The sequence below is a fragment of the Phaeacidiphilus oryzae TH49 genome, from assembly GCF_000744815.1.
Classification (GTDB): Bacteria; Actinomycetota; Actinomycetes; order Streptomycetales; family Streptomycetaceae; genus Phaeacidiphilus; species Phaeacidiphilus oryzae.
This window is the reverse complement of sequence record NZ_JQMQ01000005.1, coordinates 2,401,751-2,417,323: the sequence shown is the minus strand read 5'-3', so window position 1 is coordinate 2,417,323 and position 15,573 is coordinate 2,401,751. Positions and strand designations below refer to the sequence as shown.

The following is a 15,573-nucleotide window of genomic DNA, read 5'->3' as shown; positions in this document are numbered from 1 at the left end:
TGGGTCATCGGACTCAACGCTCCTGACGTTCGGGACCGTACGGACCGTTACCGCCGTTGTTGTTGCCGTACTCGTTGCCGCCCTCGCGGGCCTGGCGGCCCTGCCGGACACCCCGGTGAAGGCTGGACAGCCGGCCCCGGACCTGGTCCGGGGAGCGGTCGACCTGCGGGCCCTCGATCTGGGTGCCGCCGATCGAGGCCGCCTCCGCCGTTCCCGGCACCAGGTTGGCGCTGGGCACCCGGCGGGGCAGTCCGGACGGGGTGGTGCCGGAGGTGCTGGGGGAGCGCACCGCCGAGGCGCGCTGCCAGCGGTCGTCGTTGGCCGACGGCCGCCAGGGCGCGTCCTGCATCCCCGGCGCCTGCGCGGCCGCCGGGTAGGCGGCCTGACTCTGCGCCTGCGCCTGGGGCTGCGCCGGGAAGGCCCCGGCCGACTGCTGCCGGGCCTGCCAGCTGCCGCTGCCGGTGGCCCCGTTGGGGACGCCGCCGGACTGGGCGGCCGGCGCGCTGGGCGCGGCCGGGGACTGCTGGTCGCGGGCGTCGCCCTGGGACCGGTCCGAGCCGGAGGTGACCTGGACGGCACGCATCCGGTCGGCCCGGCCGGAGCGGAACCAGGTGCTCTCCATCGCCTCGAAGATCGGCGAACCGCCGGACTCCGCGGGCGGCAGGGCCATCCGTCCGGTCAGCGGGTCGTTCTCCTCGGCAGCGCGCTGCTGCTGCGGCGTCTGCTGCGACATCTGCTGCGGCATCTGCTGGGCCGGGGCCTGCGACTGCTGGGGCTGGGCCTGCTGGGGCTGGGCCGGCTCGGGCACCGGCGGCGCGGGCGGCAGCGGCCGGGAGAACTGCAGGGTGCTCTCCGCGCGCTGCTGACCGGGCTGGCCGGGCTGGCCGGGCTGACCCCCCTGGCCGGGCTGCCCCGCCTGGCTGTGCTGGCCGAACTGGCCCTGCTGCGGGTCCTGACCGGGGTAGCGGGAGCCGCGCATCCCGGAGGGCAGCCCCTGCGGGGCGATCTCCGGCGACGACTGCCGCGGGTCCGGGCCGGCCGCCGCATGCTGGGTGCGCTCGGCGAACGGGCTGGTCTCGGCAGGCGCCGGGTCGGCCCTGCGGGTCCACTCGGACGGCTGCTCGGGCTGCTGCGGGGCGTACCCGGTGGGCTGCGGCGGGGTCGGGTAACCCTGCTCGGGCACCCGGCCGTTGGCCGCCGGGTCCTGCGGCCGGGTCCACTCGCCGGTGTCCCCGCCGAGGCCGCCCGCGCTCGGAGCGCCGCCGTTCAGACCGCCGCCGTTCTGGCCGCCGCCGTTCTGGCCGCGGGTCGGCAGACCGCCGGTCGGCAGCCCGCTCTCCTGTCCGCCGCGGGAGGGCAGCTCCCGCCCGCGGACGGGGAGGTCGCCGCGCCCGCCGCCCGCGCCACCCGGCGCGGAGGAGGGCGCAGGAGCGCTCGGCGCGCCCGGCGCATTGGGGGAGTTGGGAGCGCTGGGAGCGTTCTGAGCGCCCCCGAACATGTCCGCGCCCCGGCCCGGGCCGAGGGCCCCGGCCGCACCGCGCCCGGGCAGCGCCGAGCCGCCCGGCGCACCCGCGCCCGGTCCGCCCTGGCTCGCCCGCGCACCGGCCGCCCCGCCGAAGGCCGCGGCCAGGCCGCCGGCCCCGCCCTCGCCACCGCGGGTGGGCAGCGCCCTGCCGTTGCCGGCCGGGCCGCCCGCCGGGCCGCGGCCCAGCGGGCCCGGTCCGCCCTGGCCGGGCTTCTCGGCCCGCTGGCGGCCGGCGTTGGTGATGTCCACCGGGAGCATGACCAGCGCGGTGGTGCCGCCCGAGTCGCTCGGGCGCAGCTGGATCCGGATGCCGTGGCGCAGGGACAGCCGGCCGACCACGAACAGGCCCATCCGGCGGGACACCGAGACGTCCACCACCGGCGGGTTGGCCAGCCGCTCGTTGATGTCCGCGAGGTCGTCGGGGGAGAGGCCGATGCCGGTGTCGTGGATCTCGACCAGCACGCGGCCGTCCGGCAGCGCGTGTCCTGTGACCTTCACCCGGGTCTGCGGGGAGGAGAACGAGGTGGCGTTCTCCAGCAGCTCGGCCAGGAGGTGGACGAGGTCGTTGACGACCCGCCCGATCACGTCCGTGGTGGGCACCGAGGCCAGCTCGATGCGCTCGTACTGCTCCACCTCGGAGGCGGCCGCGCGGAGGACGTCCACCAGCGGGACCGGCCGGGTCCACCGGCGGCCCGGGTCCTCACCGGCGAGCACCAGCAGGTTCTCGCCGTTCCGCCGCATGCGGGTGGCCAGGTGGTCGAGCTTGAACAGCGAGGCCAGCTGGTCCGGGTCCGCCTCGCGGCTCTCCAGCTCCGAGATCAGCGAGATCTGGCGCTGGATCAGGCCCTGCGAGCGGCGGGACAGGTTGGTGAACATCGCGTTGATGTTGCCCCGCAGCAGCGCCTGCTCGGCGGCCAGCCGGACCGCCTCGCTGTGCACCTTGTCGAACGCGTGGGCCACGTGCCCGATCTCGTCCTGGCTGTTGATGCCGATCGGCGCCACCGAGACGTCCACGTCCTGCGGGTCCGCCTCGGAGAGGGTCCGCACCAGCTCCGGCAGGCGGTGCTGGGCGACGTCCTCGGCGGACTTCTGCAGCCGGCGCAGCGTCCGCACCATGGAGCGGCCGACCAGCATGGCGCCGAGCACGGCGACGATCAGGACCAGGGCGATCACGATCGAGTTGATCAGCGTCTGGGCCTGGGCGTCCGTCTTGAGCTGCTTGGCCTGCAGGTCCAGGCGGTGGACCAGGTCCTGCTCGGCCGAGGTCATCGCGGTGACCTGGGTGCTGGCGTTGTCGTACCAGGTCTGCGCGGTCATCCCGTCGGCGGCGCCGGAGAGCTGGCCGGTGGTCAGCACCTCGTTCAGGAACTGCCGCGAGGTCTTGACGTTGTTGTTGTTCTCGAAGGTGTTGAGGATGTCCGTCGCCTGGCTGTTCGCCATCACCGACTTGAACGCCGTGACCGAGTTGGTCATCTGGCTGTTCGCGTGGCTCAGGTAGGCCAGGTCGTTGGGGGAGATCTTCTGGTCCGGAGTGGCCAGCACGCCGGCCAGCATGGCGCGCTCGATGGAGGCGTACTCCTTGGCCGTGGAGAACTGCTCCAGGGCGCGGCCGGAGGTGATCAGCGAGGAGGTGTCGGAGCCCAGCGCCATGTCCTGGGTCAGCGAGATCAGACCCTGGATCAGGTAGTCGTACTGGTTGACCGTCAGCTGGATGCCGCCGTTGCCGCCGCCCTTGGGGAAGGCGGACTTGCGGATGTCCGGCAGCTTCTGCAGGTCCTTCAGCTCGGTGGCGATGTCGGTACCGCCACCGGGCAGGCCGGCCAGGTCGATCGACGAGGTCACCTGGACGAAGGCCTGCTGGGCGCGCTGCGTCTGCTGCTGCGCGGCCCGCACGCCGTCGTCGTTCAGGTTGCCGGTGCGGGTGAGCGGGATCGCCGAGGCGTCCCGCTCGTTCTCCAGCTGGTCGGCGAGCGTGGTCGCCGCCTGGGCGACGTTCGACAGCTCGGAGACCTTGGTCAGCGCCGCCTCGTTGGCGAGGGCGGTGTTGATGCGGAGGGCACCGAGCACGATCGCCGCGACCACCGGCAGTACCAGCAGCACCACCAGGCGGGTGCGGATGCGCAGGTTGCCGAGCGCCCATCGGCGCATGCCGGTGATCTTCGGCGGGGCAGCGCTGCTTATTCGGGCTGCCGCCGCCGCCACCGCCTGGCTTCCGCGCGCAGGCCCCGCGGACCCACCCGTACCCGGGTCCTGGGCGTGGCCGGTGGCGGCGTCCCCCGGAGGCACCGGGGATCCTGTCGGCGGTGCCTGGTGGTGGACAGCGGGTCGGTCGTCGGCCGGATCGCCGGCTCCGCCACCCCTCTTGAAACGTCCCTGCACTAGCGTCGCAACCTCTGGACCAGGCGTCCCCCCGCACCGAGGCGGACGGGACGGTGTCGAGTTTCGGTAGGCATTCCTCTCCGGCCTCCCTGGCCGGATCACTGGGCCGGAATCTGCCCCTGAGTCCGCCGCTTCAACAACAGCACCGTCGCGATCAGCGCGGTCAGCACGATCAGCACGCGGTGGAGGGGTGCCCTCCGGCGGTCCGTGGCATTCCAGCACAGTGCCGGACCCGCAACAAGGTGCGTCACTCGGGGCTCTCCGCTTGTGCGTACCGTATGCGCTCGGTAACCGTCGGTGTCCTGCGTCTCCGTGCATACCGCACGTTTCGGACAGCGAACGGGTTTGCGCCACCCCCGTGGCGCGACGCAGGGTGATGGATTTGTCCGAAGTAGCCCTGATGTCGGAGTGGCAGAGTGCCGCTGAATGTCCGAGATAGTACGGAATGTCGTATCAGGAGTGACCAAAATCACAGCATGCGATCTGGTGCGCCGAGGGGCTGTTGTGGAATGCGGCGCATGTCAGGGCCGTTAACGTAAGGCCGGTCCCGGTAGCAGAGCAGAAGCAGAAGAGGCCTGAGCCAGATGAAGTCCACGCTGTCCGCCCGCTCGACGGCGAACCCCCGCCGCACCACCCTCGCCGACGTGCCGAAGGACGCCTTCCAGCCGCAGCCGGCCGCGGTCCGCCCCGACGCCGGCGAGCTCCCTGCCGCCACCGCGAACCCGCGCCGCACCAAGCTGATGGTCGCGCCGCAGGTGACGCCCCGGAGCTAGGCCCCGAGGGGCCGCCCCCGTCCCGCGCCCGGCGGCGCGAACCCCGGCGCCCGGCGGCGCGAAGACCGCCGTCGGGGGCTCGGCGTGCCGCCCCCGGTAGCCTTGGCTGACAAGCCAATACGCCCACCGGAACCAGACAGGGGTTGCATCCGCCCGTGCGCATCGCCAGGTTCTCCCACCAGGGGAACGTCTCCTTCGGAGTGGTCCAGGGAGACCCCGCCCAGCCCGAGACGCTCGTCGTCCACGCCATCGCCGGACACCCCTTCGAGCCGCCGCAGCCCACCGGTGTGAACCACCCGCTCTCCCAGGTGCGGCTGCTGACGCCGATGCTGCCGAACAAGATCGTCGCGGTCGGCCGCAACTACGCCGAGCACGCCAAGGAGATGGGCAACGAGGTCCCCGAGACCCCGCTCACCTTCTTCAAGCCCTCCACCTCCGTGGTGGGCCCCTCGGAGAACATCGCGTACCCGCCGTTCAGCAGCGAGCTCAGCCACGAGGCCGAACTGGCCGTGGTGATCGGCCGGATGTGCCGCGAGGTCCCGGCCGACCGCGCCCACGAGGTGATCCTCGGCTACACCTGCGCCAACGACGTCACCGCGCGGGACGCCCAGCGTGCCGAGGGCCAGTGGGCGCGGGCCAAGGGCTTCGACACGGCGTGCCCGCTCGGCCCCTGGATCGAGACCGACGTGGACCCCTCCGACCTGGCGATCACCTGCACGGTCAACGGAGAGGTGCGGCAGTCCGGGCGCACCTCCCAGATGATCCGCCCGATCGGCGAGCTCATCTCCTTCATCACCGAGGCCATGACGCTGCTCCCCGGCGACGTCGTCCTCACCGGAACCCCCGCGGGCGTGGGCCCGCTCAACGTCGGCGACGAGGTCGCCGTCGGCATCGAAGGCATCGGAACTCTCGCCAACAAGGTGATCAAGCGTGGCTGACGTCAAGGACCCCTCGGTCCGGGTCCGTTTCTGTCCCTCCCCGACCGGCAACCCGCATGTCGGCCTGATCCGGACCGCCCTCTTCAACTGGGCCTTCGCCCGGCACAACGGCGGCACCTTCGTCTTCCGGATCGAGGACACCGACGCCGCCCGCGACTCCGAGGAGTCCTACAACCAGCTGCTGGACTCGCTGCGCTGGCTCGGCTTCGACTGGGACGAGGGCCCCGAGGTCGGCGGCCCCCACGCGCCGTACCGGCAGTCGCAGCGGATGGACCTCTACCGCGACGTCGCCGAGAAGCTGCTCGCCGCCGGCCGGGCGTACCGCTGCTACTGCACCACCGAGGAGCTGGAGGAGCGCCGCGAGGCCGCCCGCAAGGCCGGCCGGCCCTCCGGCTACGACGGCCACTGCCGCGATCTGACGGTCGATCAGATCGCCGCCTACCAGGCCGAGGGCCGCAGCTCCATCGTCCGCTTCCGGATGCCCGACCGGGCGATCACCTTCGAGGACCTGGTCCGCGGCGAGATCACGGTCACCCCGGAGAACGTCACCGACTACGGCATCGTGCGCGCCAACGGCGCCCCGCTGTACACCCTGGTGAACCCGGTGGACGACGCCCTGATGGGGATCACCCACGTGCTCCGCGGCGAGGACCTCCTCTCCTCCACCCCCCGCCAGATCGCCCTCTACGAGGCGCTCGGCGAGATCGGCGTCAGCGACGGCCACGTCCCCGCCTTCGGCCACCTGCCGTATGTGATGGGCGAGGGCAACAAGAAGCTGTCCAAGCGCGACCCGCAGGCCTCGCTCAACCTCTACCGGGAGCGCGGCTTCCTTCCCGAGGGGCTGCTCAACTACCTGGCGCTGCTCGGCTGGTCGCTCGCCGAGGACCGGGACTTCTTCTCCGTCGAGGAGATGGTCGACGCCTTCGAGCTGGGCAAGGTCAACTCCAACCCGGCCCGCTTCGACCTGAAGAAGGCCGAGGCGCTCAACGCCCAGCACCTGCGGGCGCTCCCGCCGGAGGAGTTCGTCCGGCGGCTGATCCCGTACCTCCAGGCCGCCGGGCTGCTGCCGGCCGAGCCCACCGCCGGGCAGCTCGCCCTCCTCGCGAAGGCGGCGCCGCTGACCCAGGAGCGGATGGTGGTCCTGGGCGAGGTGGTCGGGATGCTCGGCTTCCTCTTCGTCGCGCCCGAGGACTTCGCCCTCGACCCGGCCGACGCCGAGAAGGTGCTCACCCCGGACGCCGCCCCGGTGCTGGCCGCCTCCATCAAGGCGATCGAGGCCCTGCCGGCCTTCGACGACCCGGACGCCATCCAGGCCGCGCTGCGCGAGGCCCTGGTCGAAGGCCTCGGCCTCAAGCCGAAGCACGCCTTCACCCCCCTCCGCGTCGCCGTCACCGGCCGCCGGGTCTCCCCGCCGCTCTTCGAGTCGATGGAGCTCCTCGGCCGCGAGGAGACCCTCCGCAGGCTGGCCGGCGCGCTGGAGCGCTGCTCCTGAGCCGCGATCGGCCCCCGCGCCCCGGAGCCGCCGCCGCAGGCGGGTTACGGGGGCGCGGGGGCCTGAACGTTCCCGCGACATGCCGCGCGACCAGCACGAACGCCCGTCGGGGAACGGATTTGGGACCCAAGCCCCCCATCGGGTAATGTTCTTTCTGCGCCGCCCGGGAGGGAGCGAAGCGAGGGCCGAGAGCCCCCGCCGAGACCGACCGAGCAGCGTATACCGAGCGAAAACCCCGCCGAGGGGTTGAGTTCCGGTGGGCTATGGTGTAATTGGCAGCACGACTGATTCTGGTTCAGTTAGTCTAGGTTCGAGTCCTGGTAGCCCAGCGCGAGTCTCGCGAGAAGACTCAAAGCCCCCGTTGTGTAGCGGCCTAGCACGCTGCCCTCTCAAGGCAGTAGCGCCGGTTCGAATCCGGTCGGGGGTACGGATCCTGATCGGCACTCTTTCGGGATCTTTCTCGCGCCCCCGTTGTGTAGCGGCCTAGCACGCCGCCCTCTCAAGGCGGTAGCGCCGGTTCGAATCCGGTCGGGGGTACGCTCAGGCCCTCGGTCCCTCAGTGGGACCGGGGGCCTTCTTCATGCACCCCCGCACGCTTAACCGCACGTCATGCACCTCGACGGAGTCCGCATGCTGCTTCAGCTGGACCGGGTGAGCCGCCGCTACGGCGTCCGCACCGCGCTCCACCCGACCGACCTGGCCGTCGACTCCGGCGAGTGCGTGGCCCTCCTCGGCCACAACGGCTCCGGCAAATCGACCCTGCTGCGGATCGCCGCCGGACGGGACACCCCGAACACCGGCACGGCCCGCTTCGAAGGCCGCCCGATGGACGAGAACGACCCGGTCGTCCGCGCCCGGGTCGCCGTCGTCGGCGACACCACCGCGTACTACCCGGATCTGACGGTGCGTGAGCATCTGGCGCTGGTGGCGGTGGCGCACGGGGTGGACGACCCCCTCTCCTGGATCGACCACATCCTGGAGCTCCAGCACCTCACCGAGCACGGCGACGCGCTGCCCGCCGCCCTCTCCTCCGGCCAACTCCAGGCCATGCAGCTGGCGGCGGCCCTGGTCCGCCCGCGCGACCTGCTGATCCTCGACGAACCCGAGCAGCGGCTCGACCCCAGCGCCCGGCACCGCCTCGCCGAGTTGCTGCGCGGCGAACTCTCCGACGGTGTCGCCGTCCTGTTCGCCACCCACCATCCCGAGCTGGCCCTCTCGGTCGCCGCCCGGGCGGTCCTCCTCGACGAGGGCGCGGTGCTGCTCTCCGGCGACCCCCAGGAGGTCATCCCGAAGGCGTTCCTCCTGTGACGAACCCCCAACTCGACGCCGGGGCCCCGGTCGAGGACTTCACCGCCGAGACCCTCCGCCTCCTCGGCGAGATGCGCGCCCCGCAGCGCCGCTCCCGCCTGGTCCAGGTCGGCTACGCGCTCTACGCCGGGCTGCTCCTGGTCGCCTCCTGGGGCGGCCTGTTCGCCCTCGGCCTCTTCCAGAAGGCCTCGCTGGGCGCCGACTACACGGTGCACCGCCAGGCCGTCCTGGCCGCGCTGCCCGCCGGGCTGACCGCCCTCGCCCTCGGCACCCTGCTGCTGGCCGCGCGGGACGCCCTCTGGCGCGGACCGGTGGTGCCGCCCCGGGCGACCGTGGACTGGCTGCTGGCCCATCCCGTGGAACGGACCCCGGTGGTCCGCCCGTGGTTCTGGGTCTCCTGCGGCCTCGCGCTGCTGCCGGGGCTGCTCGGGACGGGGGCGCTCACCGTGCTCCTGGCGCTCACCGACCGCGCCTCCGCGCTCCTCACCCTCGGCTGGTGCGCGGCCGGCGGCGTCTGCGTCCCCCTGCTGGCCACCGCCGCGGCGCTGGGGGTGGAGCGCTTCGAGGGCGCCGCCCGCTTCGTCGGCCGGGCGACCCCGTACGTCACCGGGCTGGTGCTGCTGCTGGCCGCCCAGAGCGGGTTCGCCGCCGCCGGCGACCGGCTGCGCCCGGCGGAACTGGCCGAGATGTGGTCGGGGCCGTGGGGCTGGCCGGCGCTCTGCGCCCTGGCGCCGACCACCGCCCGCCACGCGCTGCCCCAACTCGCCCTTCTCCTCCTTCTGCTGACCACCGCGGCCGGCCTCCTCCTCGCCGACCGCTCGGTGGGCCGGATCAGCATCACCGAGCTCCGCCGCCGCTCCCGCACCGCGGCCGACGTGGCGGCCTCCCTCCGCACCACCGAACTCCGTACCGCGCGGCAGACCGTGGACCGTGCGACGGCGGTCCCCAGGCCGCCGCGCCTGCGGCTGCCGGCGCCGCGCCGGGCCTGGGCGGTGATCCCGTGGCGGGACGCGGTGGGCCTGCTGCGCGCGCCCGGCCGGATCGGCAAGGCGGTCGCCTTCGCCGCCCCGGCCATGCTCCTCGGCCTCCCGGCCACCGCCGCACGGGGCTTCACCAGCCTCGTCCTCACCGTGATCGCGCTCGTCCTCGGCTACCTCTCGGTGGCGCAGCTGGCCGAGCCGGCGCGGGTGGAGGCGGACGACACCACCCGCTCCGGCTGGTCGCCGTACCCGTATCCGGCGCTCATGCTGCGGCACGGCCTGCTCCCGGCCGCTGCCGGGATGCTGCTGGCCGCGATCCTCGCCACAGCGCTCGGCGCGGCCCCCGCGGCCTACCTGGCCGTGGCCGTCGTCCCGCCGCTGGTGGCCGCCGCGCTGGTCAACGCGTGCCGCGGTCCCGCGCGCCAGGACCTGATGCTCACCACGGCCCAGGTCCCCGGCGGCAGCGCCGGCCCGTTCCTCTTCGCCGCGTGGTACGCGGCGGGTCCCGGGGTGGCGATCGTCGTCCTGGCCGGCCCCCTGGTCACCACCCTCCACGCGCCGACCGCCGCCCACCTGGCCACCACCTGCGTCCTCGCGGCTGCGACCACAGCGGTCCTGGCCCTGTGGGCCAAGCAACGAGCGACGAAGACGGCGTGAGCCGCGCCCCGGATGCGGCGCCGCAGGCGCAAGTAAGGGGCGCGGGCAACTGCGCGACCAGCCCCCTACGGCGCCGCACCCGGCAACAGCCACCGGGTTGCAACCCGAACTCCGCTGCCGGCTGCGGACCGTAAGCGGCGGCCCGCGCAGTTCCCCGCGCCCCTGAAGTCGCTGCGCAACTTCGCGGGGCAGCCAGGCGGGGCCGGGGCCAAAAAAGGTCGGGCTACGCCCGCCGCAGCGCCTCGGTGAGGCGGTTCGCCGCCTCGGCGATCGCCTGCGCGTGCAGCCGCCCGGGATGCCGGGTCAGCCGCTCGATCGGCCCGGACACGGACACCGCCGCCACCACCCGGTTCGACGGCCCGCGAACCGGCGCGGACACCGACGCGACCCCCGGCTCCCGCTCGCCGATGGACTGAGCCCACCCCCGCCGCCGCACCCCCGACAGCGCGGTGGCGGTGAAGCGCGCCCCCTGCAGGCCCCGATGCAACCGCTCGGGCTCCTCCCAGGCCAGCAGCACCTGCGCCGCCGACCCGGCCTTCATCGGCAGGGTGCTGCCGACCGGCACGGTGTCCCGCAGCCCGGAGAGCCGCTCCGCCGCCGCCACGCAGATCCGCATCTCGCCCTGCCGCCGGTACAGCTGGGCGCTCTCGCCCGTCACGTCCCGCAGATGCGTGAGCACCGGCCCGGCCGCCGCCAGCAGCCGGTCCTCGCCCGCCGCGGCGGCCAGCTCGGCCAGCCGGGGCCCGAGAATGAATCGTCCCTGCATGTCCCGGGTGACGAGACGGTGATGTTCGAGGGCGACCGCCAGCCGGTGCGCGGTGGGCCGCGCGAGACCGGTGGAGGAGACCAGGCCTGCCAGGGTCGCGGGGCCGGACTCCAGCGCCCCCAACACCAGAGCAGCCTTGTCGAGAACGCCGACGCCGCTAGAGTTGTCCATGCACCGATATTGCAATCTCAGATCGCGAGACGCAAGTTCACGATTCCGAGGTTTGCGTCACTCTTGGCCGGAGCTCACTCCAGCTCGCGTCCACGGAAGGAAAAGCGATGGGTAGGACACTCGCGGAAAAGGTCTGGGACGACCACGTCGTCAGGCGGGTCGACGGCGAGCCGGACCTGCTCTTCATCGACCTCCACCTGCTGCACGAGGTGACCAGCCCGCAGGCCTTCGACGGCCTGCGCCTGGCCGGCCGCAAGGTCCGCCGCACGGACCTGACCATCGCCACCGAGGACCACAACACCCCGACCCTCGACATCGACAAGCCGATCGCCGACCCGGTCTCCCGCACGCAGCTGGAGACGCTGCGCAAGAACTGCGCGGAGTTCGGCGTCCGGCTGCACCCGCTGGGCGACGTCGAGCAGGGCGTGGTGCACGTGGTCGGCCCGCAGCTGGGCCTGACCCAGCCCGGCACCACGGTGGTCTGCGGTGACTCCCACACCTCCACCCACGGCGCCTTCGGCGCGCTGGCGTTCGGCATCGGCACCTCCCAGGTCGAGCACGTGCTGGCCACCCAGACCCTCCCGATGGCCCCGTTCAAGACCATGGCGGTGACCGTCGAGGGCGAACTCCCCGAGGGGGTCACGGCCAAGGACCTGATCCTGGCGGTCATCGCCCGGATCGGCACCGGCGGCGGCCAGGGCTACGTCATCGAGTACCGCGGCAGCGCCGTGGAGAAGCTCTCGATGGAGGCCCGGATGACGGTCTGCAACATGTCGATCGAGGCCGGCGCCCGGGCGGGCATGATCGCCCCGGACGAGACCACCTTCGCGTACCTCAAGGGCCGCCCGCACGCCCCGGCCGGCGAGGACTGGGACGCCGCCGTCGCGTACTGGAAGACCCTCCGCACCGACGAGGACGCGGTCTTCGACCACGAGGTGGTCATCGACGCCGCCGAGCTCTCCCCGTTCGTCACCTGGGGCACCAACCCGGGCCAGGGCGCCCCGCTCGGCGCGAGCGTCCCGGACCCCGCCGACTACGCCGACCCGAGCGAGCGGGTCGCCGCCGAGAACGCCCTGAAGTACATGGGCCTGACCGCCGGCACCCCGCTCCGCGAGGTCGAGGTGGACGCGGTCTTCGTCGGCTCCTGCACCAACGGCCGGATCGAGGACCTGCGGGCCGCCGCCGAGGTCCTGAAGGACCGCCAGATCGCCGACGACGTACGGATGCTGGTCGTCCCCGGCTCGGTCCGGGTGGCCCTGCAGGCCGTGGAGGAGGGCCTGGACAAGGTCTTCACCGCCGCCGGCGCCGAGTGGCGGCACGCGGGCTGCTCGATGTGCCTGGGGATGAACCCGGACCAGCTGGCGCCCGGTGAGCGCTGCGCGTCCACCTCCAACCGCAACTTCGAGGGCCGCCAGGGCAAGGGCGGCCGCACCCACCTGGTGTCCCCGCAGGTCGCCGCCGCGACCGCGGTGCTGGGCCACCTCGCCTCGCCCGCCGACCTGTCCGACAACCGCGTGGCTGTGGAGGCCTGACCATCATGGAGAAGTTCACCGTCCACACCGGCCGGGCCGTCCCGCTCCGCCGCTCCAACGTGGACACCGACCAGATCATCCCGGCGCACTGGCTGAAGAAGGTCACCCGCACCGGCTTCGAGGACGGCCTGTTCGAGGCCTGGCGCAAGGACGAGTCCTTCGTCCTCAACGACCCGGTCCGGAAAGGCGCGACCGTCCTGGTCGCAGGACCCGACTTCGGCACCGGCTCCTCCCGCGAGCACGCCGTCTGGGCGCTGCAGAACTACGGCTTCAAGGCCGTGATCTCGCCGCGCTTCGCGGACATCTTCCGCGGCAACTCGCTCAAGAACGGCCTGCTGACGGTGATTCTGCCGGCCGAGACCGTGGAGGCGCTGCAGGCGCTCGTGGAGGCCGACCCGCAGGCCGAGATCACCGTCGACCTGGAGAACCGCGAGGTCAGGGCCCAGGGCGTCACCGCCTCCTTCGAGTTGGACGAGAACGCCCGCTGGCGTCTGCTCAACGGCCTGGACGACATCTCCATCACCCTCGACCAGGAGGACGCGATCGCCGCCTACGAGGCCAAGCGACCGGCCTTCAAGCCCCGTACGCAGCCTGCGGCCTGATCCGGCGCCAACTCGCGAAACGGCCGAACAGCCGCTCAGAAAGGCCCGTTCCGACCCCTTCGGGGCCGGGGCGGGCCTTTCCCGTTGACGCCCGGTCAACCCGAACAGCCGCACCCGGCTTTGGCCGAAGGTCGGTCACCTGAGAGAATCAAGCCATGGCCGCGCACCACCCCTCGGTTCCGGAAGAGCCGGCGGGCCCGGCGGACGCAGCGCTCTACGCACTGGTCGCCGAGCGGTTGAAGCAGGCACACACGCGAGTCCGCGCGCTGGACGTGTCGGCCGAGACGCGGGCGGCGCTGACCCGCCGCCTGCTTCAGGTGACCGAGGCGTCCAAACGCGATCTGCCGGAAGCGGCACGGCGGTTGAGTCGTTTTGTCGACGAGCTCGACGCAGGCGACCAGCCACCGCAGCCGCCGTCCTGAAAGTCGAATCCATTGCGACACAAGGGTGATTCGCTCCTTTGGTAATTGATTTGCCGTTTATGCCTGCCTAATGTGCAAAAAGCCAGGATCGAACCATCCGGCATCGGTTTCCGAAGGGGAAGACGTGAACAAGGCACAGCTTGTCGAAGCGGTGGCCGAGCAGCTCGGTGGTCGAAGGACCGCCGCTGAAGCAGTGGATGCTGTGCTCGACGCCATCGTCCGGGCGACGGTCGCGGGCGACCGCGTATCCGTCACCGGGTTTGGGACTTTCGAGCGGGTCGACCGCTCCGCGCGCTACGCACGCAACCCGCAGACGGGGGAGAGGGTCCGGGTCAAGAAGACCTCGGTGCCCCGCTTCCGTCCGGGCCAGGGGTTCAAGGACCTGGTCAGCGGGAGCAAGAAGCTGCCGAAGAACGACGTGGCGGTGAAGAAGGCTCCCAAGGGCTCGCTGTCCGCCGGCACCACCACCGGCGGCACCGCGGCGAAGAAGCGCGCGGCGGCGAAGAAGAGCGCCGCGGCGTCGGGCGCGGCGAAGAAGACCGCGGCCAAGAAGACCACCACGGCGGCGAAGAAGGCCACCACCACCGCCAAGAAGGCCCCCGCGGCGAAGAAGACCACCGGGGCGGCCAAGAAGACCACGGCGAAGAAGACCTCGCCGGCGGCGAAGACCGCCGCGAAGAAGACGGTGACCAAGAAGGTCGCCGCCAAGAAGGCCCCGGCGGCGAAGAAGACCACCGCGAAGAAGGCCCCGGCCGCGAAGAAGGCCCCCGCCACCAGGAAGGCCACCGCCACCGCCAAGAAGGCTCCCGCGAAGAAGGCCGCCACTCGGCGCACGCGCTGACGGCAGGGCCCGGCCGCCCGGCGGCCGGCGCGCGGAGGTGCCGCACTCGGCGACGGAGTCTGGGGTTGCAACCGACCCCAGGGACCGTCGCCGGGTGCGGCGCCTTTTCGCGCCGAGAGGCCTACGGCGTCTAAGGCGTCTACAGCGTCTGCAGCGTCAGAAAGGTGACCCGCCGCGCGTCGCCCTCGCCCGCGACCTCGATCCGGACCCGCTGCCCGGGCCGGACCAGCCGCAGGCCGCCCGCGTCGAACGCCGCCGCGTCGAACTCCACCGGCGTCCCGTCGTCCAGCAGCACAGAGCCGCTGCGCGTCGCCGCGTCAAAGGTGAAAGCCGTCGCCTGCATGGCCGCCACCCTATCCACCCGCGCCGCCGCCGCCCGCGCCCGCCGCCCCGCCCGCGCGGCCGCCAGCACCCGGGCGGTCCGGGGCCCGACCCCCAGCCGCTCCGCCGCCGCCAGATCCTCCGCGGTGTCCACGTCCAGCCGTACCGACGCCGCCCCGCCCGCCGGCGCCAACTCCACCGCGCCCGACCGCCGATGGCGGGCCCGCGACTCCCCGCCGAAGGCGGGCTCCAGCGGCACCCCGGCCGCCGAGGCCGCCAGCAGAGTCGTGCCGATCCCGTGGGCGTCGGCCAGAAAGGCCCGCGGATGCGCCTCGGCGGCCCGCAGCACCCGCCCCAGCTCGTCCGCGCGCAGGGCGGGGAGGTCGGCGCTCATCACCGCCACCCCCCGCGCCACGCCGAGCGAGCGGGCCTCCCGCGCGCCGTGCGCGAGCGCCTCGTTCAGACCGGCCCCGGGCTCGTCCGGCACCACCGCCGCGCCCAGCCGGACCAGCTCGGGCGCGGCCCTCGGATCGTCCGTCACGACCACCACCCGCCGGACCTCCGGGCAGCTCAGCGCCGCCGAGACGGCGTCCAGGGCGAAGGCGAGCGCCAGCTCGGGCCGGTGCGGCCCCCAGGTCGCCGCCAGCCGGCTCTTGGCCACCGCCAGCCGTTTCACCGGCAGCACCAGCGCCCAGCCGCCGTCTCCGCGCTTCGCGGCGCGTACCGTATGACCGATCCCGCCAACGGAGTCGCCGGCGCCAGTGGAGTGCGGGGGAGGCGCGGGACGCGCGGGCTGCGGATTCATCCCCGCCATTGTCCACCGCCACCCCTGCCGCCCACGGCCGCACCGGCCGCGCCACCGCGCG

At 73.1% G+C, this 15,573-nt stretch carries 12 protein-coding genes and 3 tRNA genes; 12 read left to right on the top strand and 3 right to left on the bottom strand.

Going from position 1 to position 15,573, the window contains the following annotated elements; all coding sequences use genetic code 11:
* Positions 1 to 13: 13 nt before the first annotated feature.
* The gene (locus BS73_RS14645) at positions 14 to 3,673 is read right to left on the bottom strand and encodes a nitrate- and nitrite sensing domain-containing protein (protein WP_037572556.1); all 3,660 of its coding nucleotides are present in this window, start codon (positions 3,671 to 3,673) and stop codon (positions 14 to 16) included.
* A gap of 815 nt (positions 3,674 to 4,488) precedes the next feature.
* On the opposite strand from BS73_RS14645, the gene BS73_RS14640 reads away from it, so the two are divergent.
* From BS73_RS14640 to BS73_RS14605, 8 genes are all read left to right on the top strand, one after another.
* Positions 4,489 to 4,677 (top strand): hypothetical protein, encoded by a 189-nt coding sequence (locus BS73_RS14640; RefSeq protein ID WP_037572543.1) that lies wholly within the window; start codon positions 4,489 to 4,491, stop codon positions 4,675 to 4,677.
* A 155-nt stretch (positions 4,678 to 4,832) separates the two neighbouring features.
* The gene (locus tag BS73_RS14635; protein WP_037572540.1) at positions 4,833 to 5,615 is read left to right on the top strand and encodes a fumarylacetoacetate hydrolase family protein; all 783 of its coding nucleotides are present in this window, start codon (positions 4,833 to 4,835) and stop codon (positions 5,613 to 5,615) included.
* A complete protein-coding gene (gltX, locus tag BS73_RS14630; RefSeq protein ID WP_037572537.1) occupies positions 5,608 to 7,107 on the top strand; it encodes a glutamate--tRNA ligase in 1,500 nt (499 codons plus the stop codon). The genes BS73_RS14635 and gltX overlap by 8 nt, the downstream gene beginning before the upstream one ends.
* A 257-nt stretch (positions 7,108 to 7,364) precedes the next feature.
* Positions 7,365 to 7,436: transfer RNA gene (locus tag BS73_RS14625), tRNA-Gln, on the top strand.
* 25 nt (positions 7,437 to 7,461) lie between these two features.
* Positions 7,462 to 7,534, top strand: a tRNA-Glu gene (locus BS73_RS14620).
* Between the two features lie 37 nt (positions 7,535 to 7,571).
* Positions 7,572 to 7,644: transfer RNA gene (locus BS73_RS14615), tRNA-Glu, on the top strand.
* 93 nt (positions 7,645 to 7,737) lie between these two features.
* Positions 7,738 to 8,415, top strand: coding sequence for an ATP-binding cassette domain-containing protein (locus BS73_RS14610; protein WP_037572534.1), 678 nt, complete (start codon positions 7,738 to 7,740; stop codon positions 8,413 to 8,415).
* Positions 8,412 to 10,052 (top strand): hypothetical protein, encoded by a 1,641-nt coding sequence (locus BS73_RS14605; protein ID WP_037572531.1) that lies wholly within the window; start codon positions 8,412 to 8,414, stop codon positions 10,050 to 10,052. The genes BS73_RS14610 and BS73_RS14605 overlap by 4 nt, the downstream gene beginning before the upstream one ends.
* 223 nt (positions 10,053 to 10,275) lie before the next feature.
* Here BS73_RS14605 and BS73_RS14600 read toward each other — a convergent pair whose 3' ends face one another.
* Complete coding sequence (locus tag BS73_RS14600; RefSeq protein ID WP_037572528.1) at positions 10,276 to 10,989, bottom strand: IclR family transcriptional regulator; 714 nt, start codon at positions 10,987 to 10,989, stop codon at positions 10,276 to 10,278.
* Positions 10,990 to 11,096: 107 nt separating this feature from the next.
* Between BS73_RS14600 and leuC the strand changes: the two genes are divergently transcribed.
* The 4 genes from leuC (at position 11,097) to BS73_RS36210 (ending at position 14,386) form a co-directional block, all read left to right on the top strand.
* Positions 11,097 to 12,521, top strand: coding sequence for a 3-isopropylmalate dehydratase large subunit (gene leuC / locus BS73_RS14595; RefSeq protein ID WP_037572526.1), 1,425 nt, complete (start codon positions 11,097 to 11,099; stop codon positions 12,519 to 12,521).
* Between the two features lie 5 nt (positions 12,522 to 12,526).
* Positions 12,527 to 13,123: a 3-isopropylmalate dehydratase small subunit gene (gene leuD, locus BS73_RS14590; protein WP_037572524.1), complete on the top strand. Its 597-nt coding sequence runs from the start codon at positions 12,527 to 12,529 to the stop codon at positions 13,121 to 13,123.
* A gap of 155 nt (positions 13,124 to 13,278) precedes the next feature.
* Positions 13,279 to 13,545 (top strand): SCO5555 family protein, encoded by a 267-nt coding sequence (locus BS73_RS14585; protein ID WP_051939942.1) that lies wholly within the window; start codon positions 13,279 to 13,281, stop codon positions 13,543 to 13,545.
* Between the two features lie 124 nt (positions 13,546 to 13,669).
* Positions 13,670 to 14,386: an HU family DNA-binding protein gene (locus tag BS73_RS36210; RefSeq protein WP_084704065.1), complete on the top strand. Its 717-nt coding sequence runs from the start codon at positions 13,670 to 13,672 to the stop codon at positions 14,384 to 14,386.
* Positions 14,387 to 14,525: 139 nt separating this feature from the next.
* On the opposite strand, the gene cofC is transcribed toward BS73_RS36210, so the two are convergent.
* Positions 14,526 to 15,512: a 2-phospho-L-lactate guanylyltransferase gene (cofC, locus tag BS73_RS14575; protein WP_084704064.1), complete on the bottom strand. Its 987-nt coding sequence runs from the start codon at positions 15,510 to 15,512 to the stop codon at positions 14,526 to 14,528.
* Positions 15,513 to 15,573: the final 61 nt, after the last annotated feature.